Source organism: Arthrobacter sp. HLT1-20 (assembly GCF_054510895.1).
On record NZ_JBTNDR010000004.1, the window covers coordinates 126,816 to 150,513 of the forward strand.

The following is a 23,698-nucleotide window of genomic DNA, read 5'->3' on the forward strand; positions in this document are numbered from 1 at the left end:
GAAGCCGCAGAGGTGGACTCTGCAGCTTCTTTGCACTTGGACCTCTTACCGCTCTGGTTTGTCCAGAAAACCGTGTCTGGCCTGTACGTGTTGATCAGGGTAGACAGCCTTGTGGGCTGCAAGATCCCTGATGTTCTTCCGCTCCGCTACGACGGCGAACAAGCTCATGGCGAAACCGATGCCGTAGAAACCCTTCTCATTGAGCTCCATCTTCGCGTTCCAGAGTCCTCTGAAGTAGACCCCCTTCCTAGCCCCAATGCAATCCAGGAAGCACCTACAAAAGCACCTGTCGGTTTTCCTAGCTGATTGGTCGCACTCATGATTCCTACCCCTTCACACTTATTACTCCATCGAACGTTGCATCTGGCATCGGCATCGATATAGCTGCCGGGCTTCTCTTGTGCCTAGAGGCTACCTTGATGCCCTAAGCACTCAGGGTCGCTCCAGAGAGACACTTTGGACGTCCAAACGAACAATCACGCGACCCTGAAACACGTTGACGGACAACTCAGACGCAACACAAACCGCTAAAGAGCACGGTACTTCGCGTTATTTTCAGCTTTTGACGCCAACCAAAAATAGGTCCACTGGTTGTGTTTTTCTATTGCGCCCAAGTGTGTGTGGTTTGTTGTTTTCGTAGTCGGTAGCTGTTGCCTGAGAGGCTGATGATGAGCTCAACTGCCGCACGGTTTTCATTCACGCGCGGTCCTTCCGATTCCACAGCTGATGCGTCAGCCCGCTGGACGTGCTGATGGATTCGACGCTGAACCGGTCTTCCAAACCAGCCACGTGATCCCAGACCCGAACACCGGAGCCGAGCATGATCGGAACAATCACGACATGCAGGAAGTCGATGAGATCAGCCTGCAGGAATTCGCGCACTGTCGACGGCCCGCCACCGATCCGAACGTCCAAACCGCCGGCCGCTTCCTGCGCCAGACGAAGCGCCTTCTCGGGAGACGCATCGACAAAGTGGAAGCTGGTGCCGTTTGCGAACTCGAGTGTCTTGCGAGGATAGTGAGTCAGAATGAAGACCGGAGTGAGGAAGGGCGGCGCGTCTCCCCACCATCCTTTCCAGCCGTCGTCGGGCCATTCGCCGGACTGCGGACCGAATTTTCGGCGGCCCATGATCTCCGCCCCTATGCCTTGGCCCCACATGCTGAACATGGCCCGATCCGCGGTCACCGGGTCGTCCATGCCATGGATGCCGTGGATGACGCGTCCGTCGAACTTACTGAAGAGCGCCCCGGCATCCCCGATCGGCTTCTCGAGCGTCACATAGTCACCAGCGGCATATCCGTCTGAAGAAACCAACAAGCTATGTACCCGCGTCCGAGCCATGACAACTCCCTGAGTGATTGATTTGCGGAAACGCTTGAACCCTAGCCCAGAGTGACTCCCAACTGCAATCATTCTTGGAAGTCAGGTGGCGGGCACGAGACTGCTGCACCATGGTGGGGAGACAAGAAGGCGCCTCTCAGAATGGATTCTGAGAGGCACATCCCGGCGCTAGGCAGGCCGCTCGAGGTTCAGTCTGGCGAAGAGAAGAACCGTCCAGCCCATGGTTAACCGTTCCGCGGCCCTCGTGCCGGAGTGAAGTTCGCTGGCTGGGCTGCCTTCGTGGGCCAAGTTTCACGACAAAACAAGGCATCAGGCTCGTTCCCTGTCGGACGAGGATCTTGAGCAAGAGATGGAGCTCGACTCAAGATCCCGAGGCCACGAGTACCTGGGCGCGGAAAGCGCGAGAACGCGTGACTAGGTCAAGGGTCTACACCTGAACCGCCTAGCTCCAAATAAACACTAGGTTGGTGACATTCGGCTTCTGGGCTGGGTTCGTCGGCGGCGGGTGGTTAGGCTGGGTGGATGGCGACAGTTATTCTTGTGCGGCACGGCCGCTCCACAGCCAATGCCACTGGGCTGCTGGCCGGTCGGGCGGTCGGCGTCAGCTTGGACCAGATTGGGCGGGATCAGGCGGCCTCGACCGGAGACCGGCTCGCGCCCGTGCCTTTAGTCGGGGTGGTGTCGAGCCCGCTTGAGCGTTGTCAGCAGACCGCCCAGCTCATTCTTGATCGCCAGACTGGCACACCACATGCGCCCATTGATCACGAGCTCACCGAGTGCGATTACGGCCAGTGGCAGGGCCGCACGCTCAGTGATCTCACCACGGAGGATTTGTGGCCGCTTGTCCAGTCGCAACCGTCCGCCGTCATCTTTCCCGGCGGAGAATCCATGGCCGCGATGCAGTCCCGGTCGGTGGCAGCGATTCGACGTCACGACGCAGCCTTCGAAGCAGAATACGGGCCAGGGGCCGTGTGGGCGGCAGTTAGTCACGGTGACATCATCAAGTCGATCCTCGCTGACGCCCTCGGCATGCACCTTGACCTTTTCCAGCGGATCAACGTGGGCCCCGCCTCCATATCGATCGTGCACTACGGCGCTAGCCGGCCGAGCGTCTACGCGAGCAACACGGATGCGGGTGATCTTTCGTGGCTGTCTAGTGGCCTCCACTCCGGCGATGCGCCGGTGGGCGGCGGTGCAGGGCGAAGAGCGCCATGAACCTCCTGGGCCTAGAATATTGACATGCCTACACGTGTTCACGAGTTTTCCTGGCCTGATCGGGTCGTCGTTGGCACCCTTGGTCTTCCGGGGGCGCGTACGTTCTACCTGCAGGTGCGTGCAGGGAAGCAGCTGGTGAGTATTGCCTTGGAGAAGCAGCAGTCCGCCGAACTCGCGGAGAAGATCGACGAAATTCTCGACCAGCTAAGAACTCTTGAGGGCAACCCCTTCAGCATTCCCACGGGCACTCCCCTTGAACTAGTCGACAATGATCAGCTTGAGGCCGTTCAGGAGCAGTTTCGCACGGGGGCCATGAGCCTCGGTTGGGACCCCACGACAGCGCAGCTCGTCATTGAGGCCTATCCGATGAGTGATCTCGACGCTGACGACGACGAATCGATTCAAGAGGACGGGGCCAACGAGCCCGAAATGCTGCTTGTGCGAATGCCGGTGGGCACCGCCCGCGCATTCGCCAAGCGCACCCGCGAGATTGTGGGTGCCGGGCGTCCCACATGCCCGCTCTGCGGTTATCCTGTGGACGCTGACGGACACATGTGCACACTTCCCGAGGCCTGATGTCAGCGCCGGATCTGGTGGCCGCCGAGCTGACTCTCACCGGCCGTATCACGACGGCTTCCAACGCCACATTTCTTGGCCGCATTGGTGAGGTGGTGGTCGTCTATAAGCCGATGGCCGGCGAAAGTCCGCTGTGGGATTTTCCGCAGGGAACGCTGGCCCACCGGGAGGTGGCCGCTTACCTGGTTTCGCAGGTGCTCGGCTGGGGCGTCGTGCCGCACACGTGGCTGCGCGAGGGTCCGCTGGGCGAAGGAATGGTGCAGCTCTGGCAGGAGCAGGATCCCGCCCAAGACGCCGTGGACCTGGTCGCGGCGGACAACGTGCCGGAGACGGGTTGGAAACACGTTTTGGAGGGACGGGATGAGAGCGGACGGCTGGCGGCCCTCATTCACGAAGACTCGCCGGCGCTGCGACGCATGGCGGTGTTCGACGTCGTCGTCAACAACGCCGACCGCAAAGGCGACCACATCCTGGCCATGTCTGGCGGACACCGGCACGGCGTGGACCACGGGCTCACCTTTCACCGTGACCACAAACTGCGCACTGTGCTGTGGGGATGGCACGGAGATGCTCTGACCGCCGAGGAAAAAGACGGCATCGATCGTGTCATCGAAGGACTGCATGGTGGGCTGGGCCGAGACCTGGCGGAGTTGCTCAGCACCGAAGAGATCGCATCGCTCGCTGCCCGCTGCGATCAATTGCGCCTGGCAGGGCGGTTTCCGGCTCCGAGCGGCGAGATGCCGGCGGTGCCGTGGCCGCTGTTCTAAAAGTACATGGCCGCCAAGAACACGTGTTCTTGGCGGCCATCGCAAAACGTTTCGAGCAGGTCAGGACCTAGACGTTGAAGCGGAACTCCACCACGTCGCCGTCGTGCATGACGTATTCCTTACCTTCAATGCGCACCTTGCCCTTGGCCTTGGCCTCGTGCATGGAACCGGCCTCGATGAGGTCCTCGAAGTGGACCACCTCGGCCTTGATGAAGCCGCGCTGGAAGTCGGTGTGGATGACACCGGCCGCCTGCGGGGCTGTATCGCCCTGGTGGATGGTCCAGGCACGGGTTTCCTTGGGACCAGCCGTAAGGTAGGTCTGCAGGCCGAGCGTGTGGAAGCCAACGCGGGCCAGCTGGTCCATGCCGGACTCTGACTGGCCGCTCATCTCCAGCATTTCGCGGGCTTCTTCCTCGTCGAGTTCAACGAGGTCAGCTTCCAACTTGGCATCCAGGAAAATGGCGTCGGCCGGGGCCACCAGCGCGCGCAGTTCTTCCTGACGTTCCGGGTTGCCGAGCACTGCGTCATCAACGTTGAACACGTAGATGAACGGCTTGGCCGTGAGCAGGGCCAATTCCTTCAGGTGCTCCATCTCCAGCTTGTCGCTCTTGACGGAGGAGAAAATGGTGTCGCCGCGTTCCAGAACCTTCTGGGCCGCCAGAATGGCGTTCAGCTCAGCAGCTTCGCGCTGCTTGAGCTTGACAGCCTTTTCGATGCGCGGGATGGCTTTTTCGACCGTCTGCATGTCGGCCAGAATCAACTCGGTGTTGATGGTCTCCATGTCGGAGCTGGGATCAACCTTGCCGTCCACGTGGATAACATCCGGGTCATCAAAGACGCGGATGACCTGAGCGATGGCCTCAGCCTCGCGGATGTTGGCGAGGAACTTGTTACCCAAGCCTTCACCTTCCGAGGCGCCCTTGACGATGCCGGCAATGTCCACAAAGGACACCACTGCGGGCAGGATGCGCTGGGATCCGAAGATCTCGGCCAGCTTTGCCAAGCGGGGATCGGGCAGGCTGACAATGCCAACGTTGGGCTCGATAGTGGCGAACGGGTAGTTCGCTGCGAGCACATTGTTGCGTGTCAGTGCGTTGAAAAGGGTTGATTTGCCGACGTTGGGCAGTCCGACGATGCCAATAGTAAGAGCCACGGTAAGTGATTCTACCGGTCGGGCCGGATTTATGCTTGATCGCCCCTGCGCAGGGGCCCGGCCGCGGCCTAGCAGTGCAGAATCGCACGCACGGGACCGGCCGCCGGGGCCGCTCCGGACAAAGTCACGAGCCGCCGGGGCCATTGTGGACATTCGCCTGCGTTCGGCCACAAGCGAATGTCTGCAACGGCCCCCTGCCGCAAAATTCGCGCCGCAAAGCACAATGTCAGTGGCTCATGCGAAAGTGGTTCCATGACTGGAATCGCGTGGCTTGTAGCCATCTTGATGTTGTTGGCAGGGATTGTGCTGGGCGCAGCCGTGGTGGCGTGGCTGCTGCTGGGCAGGCTGCGCGGTGCCACTGAGGAAGCGGATGCGGCGCACAGCCGAGCCGCCGAGCTCAACGCGAATTTTGCTGCCGCCGACGCCGAGCGCCGACTCTTGGCCACCCAGAACCACGCCCTTGCTGCGCAGCAGGGCTCTGATGCCAACGTCCTGCAGGCCCTGGGTCCGGTTTCGGAGAAGCTCAATGCCGTGCAGCGCCAGGTTGCCCTCCTGGAGCGCGACCGCGTCGAACAGTACGGCCAGCTCGCCGAGCAGTTGCGTGAAGCCAAGGACGCCGACGCCAAGTTGCTGGCCACGACCTCTTCACTCGCCGCTGCCCTGCGCTCCAACAGCGCCCGCGGCAAGTGGGGCGAGGTGCAGTTGCGCCGCGTGGTGGAGGCCGCCGGCATGTTGGCACACGTTGATTTCCAGGAACAAGTCCATACGAACACGGACGACGGCGTTCACCGCCCCGACATGGTGGTGCGGCTCCCCGGTGGCAAGGAGCTGGTCCTGGACGCCAAGGTCCCGCTCACTTCCTTCCTGCACGCGCACGACGCCGGCACAACAGACACTGCCGAGACCCAGCAACACCTGGCCCGCCATGCCAAGGCCGTCAAGGTCCACATTGATGCCCTAGGCAGCAAGCAATACTGGACCTCGGCTAAGAACTCCCCCGAATTGGTGATTTGTTTTGTCCCCGTGGAGTCCATCCTGTCCGCGGCCCTGATGGCCGACCCCGAGCTCCTGGACTACGCCATGAGTAAGAACGTGGTGCTGGCATCGCCCATTTCGCTGCTGGCCATCTTGAAGTCTGTGGCTTTCACCTGGCGTCAGGATGTGCTCACCGAAAGCGCCAAGGAACTCTTTGAACTCTCGGCCCAGTTGTACTCGCGCCTGGGCACCATGGGTGAGGCTGTTTCCGCCGTGGGCGTCTCCCTCAAGTCCAGCGTGGACAGGTACAACAAGTTGGTGGGAACGCTGGAAGCCAGGGTGCTGCCCACCGCCCGCAAGCTCAACGCCATGGATCCCAAAACGCTTGACTCCCCCGCCCAGGTGGAGAGCACTCCACGGGTACTCACGGCTCCTGAGTTTGAGGTGGCCAGCTAGCTGTTGCTCTTGGCGCCCATTTTGTAGGTGGGATCGCCTGCGGCTTTCATGGTGGCGCGGAGTTCCTTGGGCAGGGAGAACAAGATGTCTTCTTCCGCCGTGACAACCTCTTCAACAGAGCCATAGCCGTACTCGGCCAGCAGGCGCAGCACGTCCTGAACAAGAATCTCAGGCACTGAGGCCCCGCTGGTGACACCAACACTGGCCACGCCAACAAACCAGGCTTCGTCGATCTCGTTGGCGAAATCCACCCGGTACGAAGCCTTGGCGCCATATTCCAGCGCAACTTCAACAAGGCGCACTGAGTTTGAGGAGTTGGCCGAGCCCACCACAATCACCAGTTCAGCCTGCGGGGCGATCTTCTTGATGGCCACCTGGCGGTTGGTGGTGGCGTAGCAGATGTCGTCGCTGGGCGGGTTCTGCAACTTGGGGAACCGCTCGCGCAGGATGTCGACAATCTCCATGGTCTCGTCGACTGACAGGGTGGTCTGGGAAAGCCAGATCAGGTGGTCGGGGTCATCGACTTGGACGGTGCGCGCCTCTTCGGGGTTGTTGACGATCGTGGTGCTGTCGGGTGCCTCACCGTAGGTGCCTTCAACTTCCTCGTGGCCCTCATGGCCGATCAACAGGATGTGGTTATCTTCGGCGAAACGGACAGCTTCCTTGTGCACCTTGGTGACCAGCGGGCACGTGGCGTCGATGGTGCGCAGGCCACGGTCCTCGGCCGACTGCACCACGGCGGGTGAAACGCCGTGGGCCGAAAAGACCACCAGCTCGCCTTCGGGTACTTCCTCATTCTCTTCAACGAAAATGGCGCCACGGGCTTCCAAGGAGGAAACCACGTGAACGTTGTGCACAATCTGCTTGCGCACATACACCGGCGCACCGTAATGTTCCAGAGCCTTCTCCACGGCGATCACTGCACGGTCAACACCAGCGCAGTAACCTCGCGGGGCCGCAAGCAGCACCCGCTTCGGGGCGGTCACGGGGGCGGCAGCAGCCACCTCTTCGGGCGAGCTGCGGCGACGTGGAACGGCGGGCATGGGGACGGAAACGGCAGTGGTGCTCATGGCTACCATCTTACGTGGTGCGCCTGCGCGCCAAGATGAGAGTTGTGCCACCAACTGCCGCAAGCACGGCAGCAACAATAAACGTGGCAGTAATGCCACTCTGCCAACTGTCCTGTGCCAATGCGGCCAATTGGACACCCATCTGGCTGGCAGCGGCCGGGCCCACGGCCAAATTGGCCAGGACGCCCCCCACCATGCCGGAGGCCAGCAACCACAGTAAGGCCACAACGGCCAAACCGACGCCGGCGAAGATGACTGCCAGTGACCGGCGTCGGGAAACAAATACACCAAGCACCAGAAGGCCCGCGGCGATGCCAGCCATCCAGGCGGACCAGCCGCCCAGCGTGGTGGCCAGGGGCAGAAGGCGCGCGGCCTGCGGCTGTTCCAGGCTCACCACCACCTCCTTGGGTGTGTCCAGGGTGACGCCCAGGTCCTTGCTGACCCGGCCGGCGACCATGGCCACGAGGGGGGCGACATCCAGCTGCAGATCCCCCTGGATGTCCTTATTGCCGGCGGCTGCGAAGGACAGGGCATGGCTGCGTTCCAGGGTGTCAGTCCAGGCCGGTGCGTAGCCCGGATCCGTATAGAGACTGCGTGCCGTGGAGGTGACGATGGCCGCTGCCAACTGCTCCAACTGGGGCGGCAGCTTCAAGGAGGCAGTGGTTTGGGTGGCCACCATGGTGGCCAAGGCATCCTGGAACTCCTTGTTGCTGCCCAACGGTCCGGCCAGGGCCACGAACCCATCCCGCTCAATCACGTTGCGCTGCAACCACACGGCTGGCCCTGCCACTGATGCAAGCAATAGGGCCACAATGATCAGAATTGCCGAGCCTGCGGTGCGCATGTGCCGTCCTCATAAACCAAAAAAGAATCCAATAATGGATTTCCACACTAGTACATGCCTGTGGATAGCGAGGTTTGAATGTCGGTGGGGAAAGCTAGAGTTACTTCATAGGCTGTACTGGACGGCCACGCTGGACACCTTTGTGAAGGACGGTGAGATCGGGCCATGGCGGAAACCCCTGAACGTAAGGTCATTGCACCCACGGCTGCGGAGACCTCCCCGGATAATCCCTGGCCGTTGCAACTGCTCAGCCAAAAGTTGAAAGCCCACATTGAAAAGGCCCCGCCGGCATGGGTTGAGGCGCAGGTCATCGAATTGAACCAACGCGCCAATGTCAGCTACCTGACGCTGCGCGACATTGATGCCGAGGTCTCCCTGAGCGTGACCATCTGGGGTTCAGTATTGAGCCGCCTGGAGGCCCCGTTGGAACGCGGATCACGGGTGGTTGCACAGCTCAAACCCGACTTTTGGCTTAAAACAGGCCGCCTGTCCATGCAGGGACAGGACATCCGCCCCGTCGGTTTGGGCGATCTGCTGGCCCGTATTGAGCAACTCCGCCAGGCATTGGCCGCCGAAGGACTCTTCGACGCCCGCCGCAAGAAGCCACTGCCCCTGCTGCCGCACAGGATCGGCCTGATCACGGGCCGCAACTCCGACGCCATGAAGGACGTTGTACGCAACGCATCACTGCGTTGGCCTGCCGTGGAGTTTGAAATCCGTGAGGTGGCAGTTCAGGGCGTCAACGCCGTCACGGCCGTCATCGGCGCCTTGGCCGAGCTGGACGCCGATCCCCGCATTGACGTGATTGTCATTGCCCGCGGTGGCGGGTCCCTCGAGGATTTGCTGCCGTTCAGCCATGAATCGTTGGTGCGCGCCGTGTCCGTTGCACAAACCCCCGTGGTCAGCGCCATAGGCCACGAGGCCGACCGCCCTCTGCTGGACGAGGTGGCCGATCTCCGCGCCTCCACCCCCACCGACGCAGCCAAGCGCATAGTTCCCGATGTTAGCGAGGAGCTGCGGCGGGTGGATCAGGCCCGCACACAGCTCAACCGCCGAATCCACGACCTCCTGGACCGTGAAACCGAGCGGCTGGCTTATTTGCGTTCCCGCCCCGTGCTGGCCAACCCTGCCCTGATGCTTTCCACCAAGTACGACGACGTCTCCGCCTTGAGGGGGCGGGCTCGCACCGCTGTGCGGACCCAGGTGGGGCGCCACGCCGACCAGTTGACGCATTTGCAGGCCCAAGTGCGTGCCCTGTCCCCTCAGAAAACACTTGATCGAGGCTACGCGGTGGTCCAGTTGAAGGACGGCAGCATTGTGCGGCTCCCCCAACAGGTCCATGCCGGTTCGCCCCTGCGCATCCGGGTGGCGGGCGGCGCCTTTGCTGCCACAGCCGCAGGCGAAGAGCCGCCCTCTGGCGCTCCTGAGACATTAGACAGCGCAACCACCACAGCAAAGGAATCCGCATGAGCACCACAAAAGCCGCCAACCCCAACAGCGACGTTGCAGCACTGAGCTATGAGCAGGCCCGGGAACAGCTGATGAACGTTGTCAACCAGCTTGAGGCCGGAAGTTCCAGCCTGGAGGACTCCCTGGCGCTATGGGAGCGGGGCGAAACGTTGGCCAAGCGATGCGAGGAATGGCTCGAAGGCGCCAAGGCCCGGCTAGACGCCGCCCGGGCCAGCGAGGCGGAATCCCGCCCCGAGCAGTAACCGCACGAGTAGATCAGCACCCGACGGACAGGAGTCGGCGATGGCACAGACGTGGCTAAAGTCCCGCCTGCCGGGAGTCACCCGAGCTCCCGCCGCGCCCAAGGTCGCCAGCCGCAGCGAAGCGCTCACGGTGGATGGCAGGACACGGACGTATCTGTTGATGGGGCCAATTCCCCGTGCATACGCCACCAGCGAGCCCTCCGCTGTTCTCATCGTGTTGCACGGCTCAAGTCAAACAGGGCAAGGGGTGCGTTCCTTCAGCGGCAACAGTTTTGACCTGCTGGCCGAAGAGGGCCGCGTGGCTGTTGTTTACCCCGACGGGCTGAAGAAGAGGTGGAACCACAACACGTCGGCCAGCGAAGCCACCAATGACGTTGCCTTCGTGGCTGCACTGGCCGGGCACTTTCACGCGCTCCACGGCCCGGTTCCGGTGATAGTTCTGGGCTTCTCCAACGGCGGGCAGCTGGCCATCCGGCTTGTCCACGAGATTCCGCAGAAACTGCACGGAGCCGCCATTGTGGGCGCCACTTTGCCCCGGCCCGGAGGGCTGGCCTTTGCCGACAAGCACCTGCCACTGCCGGTGATGATGATCCACGGGACCCATGATCCTGTGGTTCCCTACGGGGGTCAGGGCTGGTTTGGTAGCCTTTTGGGCAGGCCGCGCGGACCGTCTGCGCCGGAGACAGCAGAGTACTTTGCCGCCAGGAACGGAATCACCGCGACACCGAAGACAACGGTTCTGCCACATCGGCCCGAGAGCGGACGGACCTCCGTGCTTCTCACACGCTACGAGCAGCCCGGCTTGGCGCCGGTGGCGCTGTACACGGTGGTTGGCGGCGGGCATGTGGTGCCCAACCGCCACCGGAAGGCCATCATTTTTGCAGGCAGGACCACCCAGGACATCAGCGCAGTTGCGGCATTGGAGGAATTTTTCCCCGTGCTGCAGCGTAGGGAGTAGAGACATCTACAGCGCGACTGTGCAGATAATGCCCTCAAAATGCGTTGAAAGGGCGTTATCTGCACAGTCAAGGTGATGCTTCAGGGACCACGGAGCAGCTCCAACCTCAGGCGCCGGCCAGGCGGGACCTTTCATGGGCCAGATCAAATTTCCCTGCCGGCCAATGCAAATCCATTCCACCCATCGCTTTGATGAGAATTTCCTGGACAGCCATGCGGGCGTACCACTTCTTGTCCGCAGGAACCACGTACCAAGGCGCCTGCTCGGTGCTTGTCCGCTCAAAAACCCGCTGGTAGGCATCCATGTAGGCCGGCCAAAACGCGCGCTCATCCAAGTCAGTGGGGCTGTACTTCCAATATTTGGTGGGATCGTGCAGCCGGGCAGCGAGCCGCTCCAGCTGTTCATCGTGCCCCAGGTTCAGCATGACCTTGACAATGGTTGTCCCGTTGGCTGCGAGCTCCGCCTCAAACTCGTTGATGGCTGCGTAGCGCCGCTCAAGTTCGGCCGCATCGGCCCAACCGTGCACCCGGTGAATCAGAACGTCTTCGTAGTGGGACCTGTCAAACACGCCAAGCATCCCCGGCTCGGGCGCTGCGGGGCGTACACGCCACAAGAAGTCGTGCGCCTTTTCCTCATCCGTTGGCGCCTTGAAGGTTTTCAGTTTCACCCCTTGCGGATCCACCGCCCCCACAACACGACTCACGATGCCGCCCTTGCCTGCTGTGTCCATGGCCTGCAAAATCAGAAGCACAGATTTCGACCCACCAAAGCGGCTCTCAGCAAAAAGCTGCTCCTGAAGTCCGGCCAGAACGGGCGCCCGAGCGGCCAAGGTGGCTGCGCCGTCGTCCTTCTTGCCATCAAAACCAGGTGCCGCATTGGTGGGTTGCGCAGCCAAGGAAAAATCCTTGCCCACACGGAGAAGTTCTGCCGGTTGTGAGGTAAAACCATGCGGTAGTGACACAGTGGGGCCTTTCCCTAGGGTTTGTACGTGCTCAGGAACTCTGCAATCCGCCCAATGGCTTCCTCGAGGTCAAGGACGTTGGGCAAGGTGACGAGACGGAAATGATCGGGGCGGACCCAATTGAAGGCTGTGCCGTGGGAGATCAGGATCTTTTGTGATTCCAGCAGGTCCAGGGCGAACTTCTCATCGCTCTTGATGGGGTACACCTCGGGGTCAAGCTTGGGGAACAGGTACAGCGCGCCCTTGGCCTGGTTGGTGCTGACGCCGGGAATTTCATTGAGCAGCTTGTAGGCAATATCGCGTTGTTCACGCAGCCGCCCGCCGGGCAAGATCAGATCCTCAATGCTCTGGTGCCCGCCCAAGGCTGTCTGGATGGCGTGCTGGCCGGGGGCGTTGGCGCACAGGCGCATGTTGGCGAGCAGATTGATGCCCTCCAGATAGTCCGCGGCGTCAGCTTTGGGACCTGAAATGGCCAGCCAACCGGAGCGGTAGCCGCAAATCCTGTACGCCTTGGACAAGCCGCTGAAGGTCATGCACAGGACGTCCTCGCCCGTGATGGTGGCCGTGTTGATGTGCTCGGCATCGTCGTAGAGGATCTTCTCGTAGATCTCATCGGAGAACACCACCAGATCATGCTTGCGGGCCAAATCAACCATGCCCTGCACAATGTGCTTGGGGTACACGGCGCCTGTGGGGTTGTTGGGGTTGATGATGACTATGCCCTTGGTTTTGGGCGTAATCTTGGCCGCAATGTCCTCCAGATCAGGCCACCACTCGTTGTCCTCGTCGCACAGGTAGTGCACGGGACGCCCACCGGCCAGGCTGACGGAGGCTGTCCACAGCGGGTAGTCGGGGGTGGGGATCAGGACCTCGTCGCCATTGTTCAGCAGGGCCATCAGGGACAAGGTGATGAGCTCGCTGACGCCGTTGCCCAGGTAGACATCATCGACGTGGATGTTTTGGATGCCGCGTGTTTGGTAGTACTGGACCACTGCTGTGCGTGCTGAGAAGATGCCGCGGGAGTCTGTGTAGCCCTGGGCATGGGGCAGGTGGCGAATCATGTCCACCAGGATGGCGTCCGGGGCTTCGAAGCCGAAGGGCGCTGGATTACCAATGTTGAGCTTCAAGATGCGGTGGCCCTCGGCCTCCATCTGCTGCGCCCTTTGCAGCAGCGGACCGCGGATGTCATAGAGCACATTGTGAAGCTTGGTGGATTGAGTAAATTCTGCCATGAGACAAATATGGCACACGGTGCCCGGAGTTTGTTTCCAAGACGTGCCAAATGGCACAGGCCAATGGCTAAGAACTGGCCTTGATGAGGCCTTGTTGAACCAGCCAGGCGGTGGCAACGTTGGCCAGGCCGCCGAACTGCGGGTCCTGCGACAAGCGGTTGAGGTTGCTCAGTTCCTGGGAGGTGAGGGCTGCACTGACCTTGTTCAAGACAGCTTGCACTTGCTCAGGGACCTTCTTTGCGGCCACCAGCGGCACAATATTCTGGTCCAGGAACAATTCTTTGGAGTCCGTGAGCACCACCAGTGAGTTGTCCTCGATGGCCGGGGAGGACAGGTAAAGCTCGGCCATTTGAATGGTGTCGCTCAGCAGCGACCACACCACGGAGTCCTTGTTAGGTTGCTCGTTGTGGGCGAGCGGGAGGTACGCCTTGGGCACACAGTTGTAGTCACTGCCCAGGCCTGCCAGGCCGCGGTCATCGCGCTTAAAGGCTGCCGACCCACCCATGGTCAGTTCGTCGCAGACTTTTCCCAGATCGCTGATGCTCTTGAGCTGATACTTTTGCGCCGTCACGGCCGTGACAACCACGGCGTCGCTGACCTCCGCCTTGGCGGCATCCAAGATGCCCACCTGGGCCGGGAGCGAGGTTTTCAGGGATTCCACAACGTCCGCGGGGGACTCGGCCGTCAGGCTGGGCGCCAAGTCAGCCAAGGCCTCGCGGGAGTAAACAGGGACAATATCCACACTGCCCAGCTGCAGGGCGGACATCAGGGGCCCTTGGGTTTCGTTGGCTGTTTTGACACTGGCTTTTACCCCGGCGGCATTGAGCGCCGCGGCGTACACGTTGGCCAGCAGCGCACCTTCTTGAGGGTTCACGCCGTCGGGCACCTGGGGTGTCCCCACAATCAGGGATACTGCCCCTGGCGCGGCTGTGGGTATGCCCACAATGGGCTCGGGCGTGCATGCCGTGAGCGCACCCAACAGCAAAACCACGGCGCATGCGCCAGAAAGTACGTGACGCAGCGCCATACCCTCCCCTAAAATCGATTCCCTCTAGCTAGTTCAAATCCTCCACATACGTTACTCCCTCAGCACCCAATATTGGATCCTCGTGAAGTTCGGCGTGCGTCCCACCGTGCTCAAGTTCAAGCACAGTGACCTTGTTGATCCCGGCTTTCAGCAGCGGTCCCGGGACATAAAGGGTTACCTGCGGCCCAATTTCCCAGAAACGGCCCAGCAGGAAGCCGTTGATCCAGACCAGGCCCTTGCCGAAGCCCGGCAGCGCCAAATAAGTGTCGGCAGGTTCGTCAATGTGCAGTTCCCCGTGGAAGTAGCCGGCACCCAGTTCCGCATCGGCAGGCGCCGCAGCAGTTCCGGCAAAGGTGGGGCTGTCCGGGTTGTCCGAGCAATCCTCGGCAACACCTACCTGCAGGAGATCGGCAAGCGGCTTCTCCAAGTTGATCGGGCGCTGCTCCCAATGGAACACGTAGCGCTGGTTGATCAGGACCCCATCCAAGATGCCCTTGCCCTCGCCAAAGCGCGGACCGTAGTTGATGCGGCCCTGGTTCTCCACCAGGATTTCCAGCTGAGCCAAGCCACCGTCTGTGGTGACTTTCAGGCCTGTCTCGCAGTTGGCGTCCGTCAGGACACCCGCATACGCGCCGTCCACCCAGACATATGCCCGGTCATGGAGCTCGCGGACCTTGATGGTGCCCTCACCGGCGGGCAAAACCGCCTTGGCGCTGTAGTGAACCAGCCCCCGGTCAAGGCCCAGCTTTTCAAAGGACAGCGGCTTGATGCTGCGCACCGGCTTGATGGCCCTGACAAAATCCAGCAGCGCTGTGCCGCGGGTCAAGGCGAAGGTGCAGGCGGGAACAACGGCAGCTGGCTTGCTCAGGTGGACGGGAATGGGTGTCAGCTCCCGCCCGGATGCTGCATAGAACGCCTCGCGCATGGCGTGGAACTTCTCGGTCAGACGCCCGTCCTCGGCAATCGGGGCGTCGGAGTCGTAGCTGGTGATGGTGGGCTGGATGGCGCCATCGTGGTTGGCCCCGGAACCGAGGCCAAAGTTGGTGCCGCCGTGGGCCATGTAGAGGCAAACGGAGCCGTCAAGGTCAAGAATCTTTTTGACCTCGGCTGTGGCATCAACCCCGGCGCGCGTGTGGTGGGGCTCGCCCCAGTGGTCGAACCAGCCGTTCCAAAACTCAACGTTGAAGAACGGCTCACCGGGGCGCCGGCGTTCCCAGATCGCGTCGGCCTCGTCACCACGGGAGCCAAGGGTGGCCGTGGCCCAGGTGTCTGGCAGGGCGCCGCCGTCCAGGAAGTAGTCCGTGCCGCCGTCGGCCGTAAAGAGGATTTCCGTGATGCCACGTTCCGCCAAGGCCTTGCGGTTCCAGCGCAAGTATTCCTTGTCATCGCCGTAGCTGCCGTATTCGTTCTCGATCTGAACGGCAACCACGGGGCCGCCATGGCAGGCCTGGAGCGGGGCGATTTCCGGCAAGAGCGCGTCGAACCAGTCCTCCACCACACTGGTGAAAAGGGGATCGGAGGAACGCAGCACCATGTCCGGGTTGGAGATGGCCCAGGACGGGAATCCGCCGTTGTCCCACTCGGCGCAGATGTACGGCCCGGGGCGCACAATCACGTCCAGTCCGGCGTCGCCGGCCAGGGTGATGAACCGGGTAATATCCTGCCAACCCGTGAAAATAGGTGCGGCATCGGCATTGGGCTGGTGGAAGTTCCAGGCGATGTAGGTGTCAAGGGTGTTGACGCCCATGGCCACCAGTCGGTCGATCCTGTCCTGCCACTGATCGGGATGAATCCTGAAGTAGTGGATGGCGCCTGCGATGATCCTGTGCGGCTGACCGTTCTTGAAGAGTTTCCGGTCCTGGTAGCTCAAGACCGGGGCCTGGGATAAAGCCGGGGCGAGTTCTGCCGGCTCGGTGGGCCCGGGCGATTTGCTGGCCGGGGCAACCGACGCGGTCATGATGGTAGACAACTAAACTCCTGGTACTGGCCACACAGGCGAACTCGTGGACATTCTGTTATGGATAACAAATACTCTCTTAACAATACCTCCAAAAGTTCATGACCCGCGGGAATTGGAAGAATTCACAGCGTGTTACAAGTAAACAAATTAGACTTGCCACAGACTCACTTCATGGATGTCCCCACCTGACGGAGATATCCGAACCAGCCAAAGGAATCCCATGACGGCCCCCCAGTTCACCCGTGGTCCAGCAATGCGCGACGTTGCCTCCGCCGCTGGCGTTTCAGCGCAGACGGTGTCCCGCGTGCTCAATGAACATCCAAACGTCCAGGAGAGTACCCGCCGGCGCGTCTTGGCCGTGGTGGAGGAACTGGGATACCGCCGGAACAACACTGCCCGGGCCTTGGTGACGGGCCAGTCCAAAACCATCGGCGTGCTGACATTGGCCACCAACAACTATTCGCGTTCCTCGTTGGCGTTGGGCGTTGAGTTGGGCGCGCGCGAGGCCGGGTACACAGTGAACTCCGTGACCTCCAGCCTGAGCGTGCAGGCACTCACGGATGCTGTAAGCAGGTTGGTTCACCAGGGCGTGGACGGCATTATCATCGCCGCCCCACTGCAGGAGGCGGCCGAGCAGGTCAGCAAGATCACCTCCCGCATTCCCACCGTCAACACCGACGGATCCTCCAACATGGGCGACCGCATGGTGGGTGTTGACCAGGACATTGCGGCCGTACTGGCCACCAAGCACCTGCTGGATCTTGGCCACAAGACCGTATGGCATGTTGCGGGCCCCGTGGAATGGTCTGATGCGGCGAGCCGTTTGGGCAGCTGGCGGCGGACCTTGCAGGAGGCCGGTTGCGAGGTGCCTCCTGAACTCCATGGCGATTGGAGTCCCGAATCCGGCTACCGGAATGGACTCATCCTTGGACGCATGCCGGAAGTTACAGCGATCTTGGTGGCCAGCGACGAAATGGCGTTCGGCGTCATCCGCGCCCTCACCGAACTGGGCAGACGCATCCCCGAAGACGTCTCCGTGGTGGGCATTGACGACATTGACTTGGCTGCGTTCTCAAACCCGCCGCTGACAACCATCCGCCAGTCCTTCGAGGACACCGGCCGCCGTGCCGTGCAGCGACTCGTGGCGCAGATTGCCAACCCGGCGCTCGAGAGCACCCCCGATCTTGTGGCGCCAACACTCATTGTCCGCGGCAGCACGGCTCCCCCGCCTGCAGGCAGGTAGGCCTCTCTTGAGCGGGGAGTAGTTGCTGATGTTTCGCGCTGACATCAACACTTTCTCCCCGTTCACGAGGCGGGAAAGTGTCGCAGGAGACTAGCTCCGGGTTGCCACCAGCAGGGGAATGCCAAAAATGGGGTCCTGGTCCAAGATGTGGACATCATCCAGTCCGGCCGCAGCCAAATGGGTCTTGAACGCAAGCTGCAGTGCGGGAACGTTGGTGCCCAAGCCGCTACCCAGCACAATGGGGCCAGCAATCGTGAGCTGCCGGGCAACCTGGCTGGCCATGGCCGCCAAGTCCTGGCCGGCCTGGTCCACGAGGGCCAGCGCATGGGTATGCCCCTGAGCGGCCGCCGCGAAAATTACCGGCGAGGCTGCAGCCCAGTAACGCCGCGTGGTGCCTTGGTGGAAATGGGCGATCAATTCCTGCGGGTCGGTGAGAGTGCAGTAGTCCAACAATCCGGCTGTGAGGCTGTCCACGGGCTCACCCAAATCCATCCTGTGGAGGCTGTAGCGCACCGCCTCGCGCCCCAGCCAGTAACCGCTTCCTTCATCGCCCAGCAAGTATCCCCACCCGCCGGCCCGGGCCTGCTCCCCCGAAGCATTCACACCCCAGGCTGCGGACCCCGTCCCGGCAATGACGGCGATACCGTGCGTTGCACCGGCAGCGGCGAGCAGCAAGCGGGTGTCGTGGACAACCGTCACCTGCGCACCCGGCACAAACCCGGCGATCAAGTCGCGAAGGGCTGCTGCGTCGTCGTCCGTGTCAACACCTCCCGCACCCGCCAGCACCTCCGTGGCGTTTGTGACGCTCAGAAGCCCAAACAGCTCGGCCATGTTGGCCAGGGCCGTTTCCGGGCTCACATTCTGGACGTTGGTGCTGCCCACACTGAAATCGGCCACAACGTCGCCGTCGCGCCAAGCAATGCCACGGGTTTTTGAGCCGCCAATGTCCAGCCCCACAAAGTAGGCAGGGACATTGCGCAGGTTCTGTATGTTGTGGTTCACACACTTACAATAGTGGCATGTTCACTTCACCCCTGATAGCCGCACCCATGGCAGGTGGAAGTACGACGGCGGCACTGGCCTTGGCTGCCCAAGGTTCAGGCGCCTTTGCCTTCGCCGCTGGCGGGTATCTGACGGCGGAACAGCTTGCCGCACACATTGCCCCGCTGCGGGCCACAGGCATTGATTTTGGCGTCAATCTGTTTGTTCCACGCAGCGAAGCGCTGGCCATTGAACAGGTCGCAGCACTGAAACTTTATGCAGCCATGCTGGTGCCACTGGCTGAACACTATGGTGCAGTGATTCCGGATAGTTCTCTCGCGTGGACTGATCCGCGGGCACAGGATTATTGGGACGAGAAGATTGCGCTGCTCCTGGCCGATCCGGTCCCCGTGGTCAGTTTCACCTTCGGCCTGGCCCCGGCCCGCGTGGTGTCCGCACTTCACAAAGTTGGTTCCAGAGTGGTTGCCTCGGTGACCAGCGTGGCCGAGGCCCGCGCCGCAGCACACAGTGGCGTGGACGCCCTGGTGGTGCAGCATGCAAATGCTGGCGGCCACACAGCAGCTTTCTTGGCGGACGGGGAAGTGTGCCAAGGCTCACTCGTGGACCTCATTGCCGATGTTCGGGCGGCAGTGGCCCTTCCCCTGATTGGTGCCGGGGGCATCGCCAACGCCGGGCAGGCAAAGGAGGTCCTGCACGCCGGGGCAGTTGCCGTGGCTGTGGGGACGGCCTTGTTGCGCACGGATGAAAGTGGCGCCCGGGCCGTGCACAAGGCTGCATTGGCCGACCCGCGGTACTCCAGCACTGAAATGACACGCGCCTTCACCGGAAAACCCGCACGAGCCTTGATGAATGATTTTGTGCGCCGCTACTCGACAGCGGCGCCCAGCGCCTACCCGGAGGTCCACTTCCTGACGGCCCCGTTGCGCGCTGGCGCAGCTGCCACTCATGACCCCCAAGCCTTGAATCTTTGGGCTGGCACCGGTTGGCAGACGGCCCAGGACGGCCCAGCAGCCGCCGTGATCCAGTCCTTCCTGGCGGACCTGTAGCCCGGGCTTTTTGCGTGCTGAATTTCAGAAATTACTCCAAAATGAATCAATTATTCGGCAATTTGCTAGAATGGCGAACTAACGGATGCCGCACCCCGCAGCCTCCCACAGTGCTCGCCTAATCTTGGAGGATCCCCCGTGGCAACAGTTCCGAAGAACGTTCGGCGAGATCAATCCCAGGGGCACTATGGGGCCGAGCCGCTGGACTCCGTGGACCGCCAGATCATTGACACACTGGTGGCCGATGCCCGCATCACCAACAGGGACCTGGCCGACGCTGTGGGGATTGCCCCGTCAACGGCCTTGATGCGCACGCGCGCCCTGATGGAACGCGGCGCCATTGAAGGCTTCGAGGCCAAGCTGAACCTTGCCTCCATTGGCCGGGCTGTCCAGGCACTCATCGCTGTCCGCCTGCGCGCCCATGACAGGGACCAGATCGACACCTTTACTGCACGGGTCCCCCTCCTCCCCGAAGTGCTTTCCACCTTCCACACCTCCGGTTCCGTGGACTACCTGCTCCATATTGCTGTCCGGGACACGGATGCCCTGCGTGACTGGGTACTGGATAACCTGACCACGGATCCTGTGGTGGGCCACACCGAAACAACCCTGGTCTTCAAGCACATTCCAGGCCACACGGGCCCACTGGACTAGTCCCGCTCCGCGCAAACCGGTCAGGACGTGGGGGCCCGGCCGGGGCGGCTGTGAATCTTTTCCGCCATCCTCACCCATAATGGGCAAGTGACCATCATCGACAACGCCGTGTACGTCAACGGCAAGCGCTTCGCGGCCCCTACCAGCCTTGACCAGACCTATGAGCTCATGGCCTCATGCAGCGGGATGGCGTGGATTGGCATGTACCGTCCCGACGAGACGGAGATGACGTCACTCGCCACGGAGTTCTCCCTTCACGAACTCGCCGTTGAAGACACCATCATGGCCCACCAGCGCCCCAAGCTGGAGAGGTACGACGACGTCCTGTTCACTGTGCTTCGACCCGCCAAATACATTGATGAAACCGAAGCCGTTGAGTTTGGCGAGTTGCACATCTTTACGGGCAAGGACTTTGTGGTGACCATTCGCCACGCCGACACTCCCGGGCTCTCATCCACCCGCACCCGCCTGGAGGCGGATCCGGAACTGTTGGCACTGGGCCCGGAGGCTGTGCTGTACGCCATCATGGACCAGGTAGTTGACGACTACCAGCCCGTCATCAATGGCCTGGAAAATGACATTGATGAAATTGAGGATCAGTTGTTCTCCGGTGATCCCACCGTTTCCCGGCGTATCTACGAACTCTCACGCGAGGTCATCCAGTTCCAGCGGGCCATCCATCCCCTCAGTGACATGTTGGTCCGGCTCAAGGGTGGCTTCAACAAATACGGCGTCAACGTTGAACTGCAACGCTACCTTCGGGACGTTGAGGACCATGTTGAAGCTGTCACGGCCAAGGCCGATTCATTCCGTCAGCTGCTGCAAAACGCACTAACAGTTGACGGCACCCTGACCACCAACCGCCAAAACGAGGCCAGTGCCGCCGAAAACGCGCAGATGAAAAAGATTTCCTCCTGGGCGGCCATCCTGTTTGCGCCATCCTTTGTGGGTTCCATCTACGGCATGAACTTTGAGAACATGCCCGAGCTCCATTGGGCATTGGGGTACCCGTTCGCCTTGATCCTGATGTTCCTGGTGGGCTTTGTCATGTACATCATCTTCAAGAAGAAAACGTGGCTGTAGCTCACACTGTAGCGGGCTAGGTCCGGGCCAGCGCCGCAATGTCCTCCAAAAAGTCGGCGGCCACAGCCTCACTGACGGTGGCCTTGGTCTCCGCAATGGTGTCCAGGTAGTCGCTCGTCACGGGACCCCGGCGCTCGGCGGGCGCAACGTCATCGAACACGGCCTTTTCCAAAGCACGCTGCGAGGCACTCCGCGCGGCAAACTCGATGTCAGCTGGCGAGAATCCGCCGCTGGCACCCACCAAGGCCAGCACATCGATGTGTTCCACCACGTGTCCCGGAATGAAGCGGTGCCACATGGCCGTGCGCGCCTGGGCATCGGGCAGCCCAATGGGAATGACGTAGTCAAAACGGCCGTGGCGCAGAAACGCCGAATCCAGGGAACGAATGAAGTTGGTGGCGCACACCAACAGCCGGCCGGGCTGGTCACGAAACGCCGGAATGATCTTCAGCAGCTCGTTGGTGACACCCTGCATGGGCGACGGCGGCTCCCCCGAACGCTGCGAGGCAATCTCCTCGACCTCGTCAATGAAGACCACTGCATGCTCCAACTCTGCGATTTCCAGGAAAGTCTGCCGCAAGGCGCCGGCCAGTCCGCCAGGGGAGCCGGCCAGCCGGGACGGGAAGACTTCCACAAACGGCCATTCCAGACGCGAGGCGATGGCCTTGGCGAAAGTGGTTTTTCCAGTTCCCGGAGGGCCAAAGAGCACCACTGCCCGCGGTGGCACCACACCGAATTCCTCAGCCAACTCTGACTCCGCCAAGGGCAACACCAGGCGGCGCTCCAGCAGTTCCTTTTCATCCACCATGCCAGCCACCCGGTCCCAGAGGTCCCGGGGCAACAGCCGCCCGCCTAATTCCTCCAGCGCGCCGCGCTCAGCCCTCTGGATGGGGATGCGGCGTTCAAAATAGCGCAGGTTCTTCTTGACCACGAAGCCCCTGTTGCTGAAGGCTTCCACCCGGGTTTCGCTTTCAGGCATGAGGGCTGAGAGTTTGTTCAAGCCATGGGCGGCCATGCGATTTTCCACAGCCGCCAGCAGCAAGGTGCCAATGCCCCGGCCGCGGAACACCGGCAGCGTTGCGAGGAAAACGATCCAGCCTTGATCGTGGGCCGCACGGCCCACCGCAGCACCAATAATTTGCTCACCGTGCACGGCCACCACGGCATGGTCCTTTTCGCAGGACGCCAGCACCTCGGAAAGGTCATAGACAGGGTCCACACCGTTCTCCCGCAGCGACTGCCACAACTGAAGAATGCCCTCAACGTCTTGTGAATGAAAATCACGGATTGTCCATGCCGTCATGTAACTGCCGCTCCTTTGCGTTAGCCAATGCCGTCATCATGGCACAGTGCCCTGTGCACACGGAAACCAATAGCGTGCTTGAAGTCACAGGAAACGCGGAAACAATCCGGGACCATCGGGCGCTGTAGAACCCAGAGAGCATTCCTCACCATCAAGAAAGCCGGACCCCTTGAGCATTGATATCGCATCTGAACTGGACCTGAACAACCAACTCATTCTTGACGCGGACGCAGCTGCGGCGCTCTTCACGGAGGCACGCACGGCCAACACCTGGTCAGCGGAAGAGGTCAGCGATGAGACCCTAAGGGCCATCTACACCCTGACCAAGATGGGGCCCACGGCCTTCAACGGCCAGCCCCTGCGCATTACCTGGGTCCGCTCATCACAGGCCCGCGAGCGTTTGGTTGAGCACATGATGGACGGCAACAAAGCCAAGACCCTTACAGCCCCCATGGTGGCCGTGCTGAGCTTCTCACAGGACTGGCACGCCCTCATGCCCACCACGGCACCTCACATGGCGGACATGCTGATGCCCATGTTCGAGGCCAACGCTGAATCCCGCATTGCCGCAGGCAACAACAACGCGCATGTCCAGGCTGGCTACTTCATCCTTGCCGCCCGCGCCGCAGGATTGGCCGTTGGCCCCATGACAGGATTCAACCCCGCCGGCGTGGACGCCGAGTTCAACGCTGACTCTCATTTCAAGTCCTTCATGGTGATCAACATGGGCAAGCCCAGCGGTGACGCCGATCGCGACCGCCTCCACCGACTGGATTTTGACCTCGCCACCGTAACCTTGTAAAAGTTTTTTTCAGTTCTTCGGAACAAAATTGGTTTTAATTACCAGCTGACGCGCTGTCCTCGTTTTTTACGGGCGACAGCGCGTTTTTGCGTGCCCTCACCCTGAACGGCGTGGACTGTGGGCCGAACCGGACTGCCACCATCTGGCGTTTTTTCACCATTCCCGATACCACTACCTAGAGACGGCACGAGAATCTCGCCTTCTGCCGCCATGGGCCACACCCCGGCCGTGAAGTTAACACTCTTCCCAAGCAAATTTGATATGGATAACATTTGGTTTGTGTGACCTGTATCTCTCATTTCAGCAAAGGATGAACAC

Annotated in this window: 23 protein-coding genes; 12 read left to right on the forward strand and 11 right to left on the reverse strand. The window is 61.4% G+C overall.

Annotated features, from left to right (window positions below; all coding sequences use genetic code 11):
• Positions 1-45: 45 nt before the first annotated feature.
• On the reverse strand, positions 46-210 hold the full coding sequence (locus tag ACX80Q_RS03995) for a YiaA/YiaB family inner membrane protein (protein WP_459329223.1): 165 nt from the start codon (positions 208-210) through the stop codon (positions 46-48).
• Between the two features lie 486 nt (positions 211-696).
• Positions 697-1,341 (reverse strand): dihydrofolate reductase family protein, encoded by a 645-nt coding sequence (locus tag ACX80Q_RS04000; protein ID WP_459329224.1) that lies wholly within the window; start codon positions 1,339-1,341, stop codon positions 697-699.
• 522 nt (positions 1,342-1,863) lie between these two features.
• Between ACX80Q_RS04000 and ACX80Q_RS04005 the strand changes: the two genes are divergently transcribed.
• Genes ACX80Q_RS04005 through ACX80Q_RS04015 form a run of 3 tightly spaced genes read left to right on the forward strand, consistent with a single transcriptional unit; the run spans position 1,864 to position 3,899 of the window.
• Entirely contained in the window at positions 1,864-2,556 is a 693-nt protein-coding gene (locus tag ACX80Q_RS04005) for a histidine phosphatase family protein (RefSeq protein ID WP_459329225.1), read from the forward strand.
• A 24-nt stretch (positions 2,557-2,580) separates the two neighbouring features.
• Positions 2,581-3,132 carry a DUF3090 domain-containing protein gene (locus ACX80Q_RS04010; RefSeq protein ID WP_459329226.1) on the forward strand — a complete coding sequence of 184 codons (552 nt, stop codon included), beginning with the start codon at positions 2,581-2,583 and terminating at the stop codon, positions 3,130-3,132.
• Positions 3,132-3,899, forward strand: coding sequence for an SCO1664 family protein (locus ACX80Q_RS04015; protein WP_459329227.1), 768 nt, complete (start codon positions 3,132-3,134; stop codon positions 3,897-3,899). Before ACX80Q_RS04010 ends, ACX80Q_RS04015 begins: the two co-directional genes overlap by 1 nt.
• A gap of 67 nt (positions 3,900-3,966) precedes the next feature.
• Here the strand turns inward: ACX80Q_RS04015 and ychF are convergent, their stop codons facing one another.
• Positions 3,967-5,052, reverse strand: coding sequence for a redox-regulated ATPase YchF (ychF, locus tag ACX80Q_RS04020; RefSeq protein WP_459329228.1), 1,086 nt, complete (start codon positions 5,050-5,052; stop codon positions 3,967-3,969).
• A 252-nt stretch (positions 5,053-5,304) separates the two neighbouring features.
• On the opposite strand from ychF, the gene ACX80Q_RS04025 reads away from it, so the two are divergent.
• Positions 5,305-6,483, forward strand: a complete 1,179-nt coding sequence (locus ACX80Q_RS04025) for a DNA recombination protein RmuC (protein WP_459329229.1) — start codon at positions 5,305-5,307, stop codon at positions 6,481-6,483.
• Here ACX80Q_RS04025 and ACX80Q_RS04030 read toward each other — a convergent pair.
• Positions 6,480-7,553 carry a 4-hydroxy-3-methylbut-2-enyl diphosphate reductase gene (locus ACX80Q_RS04030; RefSeq protein ID WP_459329230.1) on the reverse strand — a complete coding sequence of 358 codons (1,074 nt, stop codon included), beginning with the start codon at positions 7,551-7,553 and terminating at the stop codon, positions 6,480-6,482. The genes ACX80Q_RS04025 and ACX80Q_RS04030 overlap by 4 nt on opposite strands.
• A 10-nt stretch (positions 7,554-7,563) precedes the next feature.
• Entirely contained in the window at positions 7,564-8,397 is an 834-nt protein-coding gene (locus tag ACX80Q_RS04035; RefSeq protein WP_459329231.1) for a hypothetical protein, read from the reverse strand.
• A gap of 165 nt (positions 8,398-8,562) precedes the next feature.
• On the opposite strand from ACX80Q_RS04035, the gene xseA reads away from it, so the two are divergent.
• Genes xseA through ACX80Q_RS04050 form a run of 3 tightly spaced genes read left to right on the forward strand, consistent with a single transcriptional unit; the run spans position 8,563 to position 11,067 of the window.
• Positions 8,563-9,867, forward strand: a complete 1,305-nt coding sequence (xseA, locus tag ACX80Q_RS04040; RefSeq protein ID WP_459329232.1) for an exodeoxyribonuclease VII large subunit — start codon at positions 8,563-8,565, stop codon at positions 9,865-9,867.
• Positions 9,864-10,109: an exodeoxyribonuclease VII small subunit gene (locus ACX80Q_RS04045; protein ID WP_459329233.1), complete on the forward strand. Its 246-nt coding sequence runs from the start codon at positions 9,864-9,866 to the stop codon at positions 10,107-10,109. The genes xseA and ACX80Q_RS04045 overlap by 4 nt, the downstream gene beginning before the upstream one ends.
• Before the next feature lie 40 nt (positions 10,110-10,149).
• Positions 10,150-11,067, forward strand: a complete 918-nt coding sequence (locus ACX80Q_RS04050; RefSeq protein ID WP_459329234.1) for a CE1 family esterase — start codon at positions 10,150-10,152, stop codon at positions 11,065-11,067.
• A 106-nt stretch (positions 11,068-11,173) separates the two neighbouring features.
• Here ACX80Q_RS04050 and ACX80Q_RS04055 read toward each other — a convergent pair whose 3' ends face one another.
• The 4 genes from ACX80Q_RS04055 to ACX80Q_RS04070 form a co-directional block, all read right to left on the reverse strand.
• The gene (locus ACX80Q_RS04055; protein ID WP_459329235.1) at positions 11,174-12,028 is read right to left on the reverse strand and encodes a PPK2 family polyphosphate kinase; all 855 of its coding nucleotides are present in this window, start codon (positions 12,026-12,028) and stop codon (positions 11,174-11,176) included.
• A 14-nt stretch (positions 12,029-12,042) separates the two neighbouring features.
• Positions 12,043-13,260, reverse strand: a complete 1,218-nt coding sequence (locus ACX80Q_RS04060; RefSeq protein ID WP_459329236.1) for a pyridoxal phosphate-dependent aminotransferase — start codon at positions 13,258-13,260, stop codon at positions 12,043-12,045.
• Positions 13,261-13,327: 67 nt separating this feature from the next.
• Entirely contained in the window at positions 13,328-14,287 is a 960-nt protein-coding gene (locus ACX80Q_RS04065) for an ABC transporter substrate-binding protein (protein ID WP_459329237.1), read from the reverse strand.
• A gap of 28 nt (positions 14,288-14,315) precedes the next feature.
• Positions 14,316-16,256, reverse strand: coding sequence for a beta-galactosidase (locus ACX80Q_RS04070; protein ID WP_459329238.1), 1,941 nt, complete (start codon positions 16,254-16,256; stop codon positions 14,316-14,318).
• 211 nt (positions 16,257-16,467) lie between these two features.
• On the opposite strand from ACX80Q_RS04070, the gene ACX80Q_RS04075 reads away from it, so the two are divergent.
• Entirely contained in the window at positions 16,468-17,490 is a 1,023-nt protein-coding gene (locus tag ACX80Q_RS04075) for a LacI family DNA-binding transcriptional regulator (protein ID WP_459329239.1), read from the forward strand.
• A 90-nt stretch (positions 17,491-17,580) separates the two neighbouring features.
• On the opposite strand, the gene ACX80Q_RS04080 is transcribed toward ACX80Q_RS04075, so the two are convergent.
• Positions 17,581-18,492, reverse strand: coding sequence for an N-acetylglucosamine kinase (locus ACX80Q_RS04080; protein ID WP_459329240.1), 912 nt, complete (start codon positions 18,490-18,492; stop codon positions 17,581-17,583).
• Between the two features lie 17 nt (positions 18,493-18,509).
• Here ACX80Q_RS04080 and ACX80Q_RS04085 point away from each other — a divergent pair, with 17 nt between their 5' ends.
• The 3 genes from ACX80Q_RS04085 (at position 18,510) to corA (ending at position 21,275) form a co-directional block, all read left to right on the forward strand.
• Positions 18,510-19,538: a nitronate monooxygenase gene (locus tag ACX80Q_RS04085; protein WP_459329241.1), complete on the forward strand. Its 1,029-nt coding sequence runs from the start codon at positions 18,510-18,512 to the stop codon at positions 19,536-19,538.
• A 138-nt stretch (positions 19,539-19,676) separates the two neighbouring features.
• A complete protein-coding gene (locus ACX80Q_RS04090) occupies positions 19,677-20,192 on the forward strand; it encodes an Lrp/AsnC family transcriptional regulator (protein WP_459329242.1) in 516 nt (171 codons plus the stop codon).
• Positions 20,193-20,279: 87 nt separating this feature from the next.
• The gene (gene corA / locus ACX80Q_RS04095; protein WP_459329243.1) at positions 20,280-21,275 is read left to right on the forward strand and encodes a magnesium/cobalt transporter CorA; all 996 of its coding nucleotides are present in this window, start codon (positions 20,280-20,282) and stop codon (positions 21,273-21,275) included.
• A gap of 16 nt (positions 21,276-21,291) precedes the next feature.
• On the opposite strand, the gene ACX80Q_RS04100 is transcribed toward corA, so the two are convergent.
• Entirely contained in the window at positions 21,292-22,578 is a 1,287-nt protein-coding gene (locus ACX80Q_RS04100; RefSeq protein WP_459329244.1) for an ATP-binding protein, read from the reverse strand.
• A gap of 175 nt (positions 22,579-22,753) precedes the next feature.
• Between ACX80Q_RS04100 and ACX80Q_RS04105 the strand changes: the two genes are divergently transcribed.
• A complete protein-coding gene (locus ACX80Q_RS04105; RefSeq protein WP_459329275.1) occupies positions 22,754-23,380 on the forward strand; it encodes a malonic semialdehyde reductase in 627 nt (208 codons plus the stop codon).
• The last annotated feature ends 318 nt before the right edge of the window (positions 23,381-23,698 follow it).

Excerpts from the sequence above, each read along its gene's own strand:
- ACX80Q_RS04100 (WP_459329244.1), bottom strand. The coding sequence starts at position 22,578 with ATGACGGCATGGACAATCCGTGATTTTCATTCACAAGACGTTGAGGGC.
- ACX80Q_RS04015 (WP_459329227.1), top strand. The coding sequence starts at position 3,132 with ATGTCAGCGCCGGATCTGGTGGCCGCCGAGCTGACTCTCACCGGCCGT.
- ACX80Q_RS04030 (WP_459329230.1), bottom strand. The coding sequence starts at position 7,553 with ATGAGCACCACTGCCGTTTCCGTCCCCATGCCCGCCGTTCCACGTCGC.
- xseA (WP_459329232.1), top strand. The coding sequence starts at position 8,563 with ATGGCGGAAACCCCTGAACGTAAGGTCATTGCACCCACGGCTGCGGAG.
- ACX80Q_RS04075 (WP_459329239.1), top strand. The coding sequence starts at position 16,468 with ATGACGGCCCCCCAGTTCACCCGTGGTCCAGCAATGCGCGACGTTGCC.
- ACX80Q_RS04045 (WP_459329233.1), top strand. The coding sequence starts at position 9,864 with ATGAGCACCACAAAAGCCGCCAACCCCAACAGCGACGTTGCAGCACTG.
- ACX80Q_RS04025 (WP_459329229.1), top strand. The coding sequence starts at position 5,305 with ATGACTGGAATCGCGTGGCTTGTAGCCATCTTGATGTTGTTGGCAGGG.
- ACX80Q_RS04065 (WP_459329237.1), bottom strand. The coding sequence starts at position 14,287 with ATGGCGCTGCGTCACGTACTTTCTGGCGCATGCGCCGTGGTTTTGCTG.
- ACX80Q_RS04060 (WP_459329236.1), bottom strand. The coding sequence starts at position 13,260 with ATGGCAGAATTTACTCAATCCACCAAGCTTCACAATGTGCTCTATGAC.
- ACX80Q_RS04000 (WP_459329224.1), bottom strand. The coding sequence starts at position 1,341 with ATGGCTCGGACGCGGGTACATAGCTTGTTGGTTTCTTCAGACGGATAT.
- ACX80Q_RS04010 (WP_459329226.1), top strand. The coding sequence starts at position 2,581 with ATGCCTACACGTGTTCACGAGTTTTCCTGGCCTGATCGGGTCGTCGTT.
- ACX80Q_RS03995 (WP_459329223.1), bottom strand. The coding sequence starts at position 210 with ATGGAGCTCAATGAGAAGGGTTTCTACGGCATCGGTTTCGCCATGAGC.
- ACX80Q_RS04085 (WP_459329241.1), top strand. The coding sequence starts at position 18,510 with ATGTTCACTTCACCCCTGATAGCCGCACCCATGGCAGGTGGAAGTACG.
- ACX80Q_RS04005 (WP_459329225.1), top strand. The coding sequence starts at position 1,864 with ATGGCGACAGTTATTCTTGTGCGGCACGGCCGCTCCACAGCCAATGCC.
- ACX80Q_RS04050 (WP_459329234.1), top strand. The coding sequence starts at position 10,150 with ATGGCACAGACGTGGCTAAAGTCCCGCCTGCCGGGAGTCACCCGAGCT.
- ACX80Q_RS04035 (WP_459329231.1), bottom strand. The coding sequence starts at position 8,397 with ATGCGCACCGCAGGCTCGGCAATTCTGATCATTGTGGCCCTATTGCTT.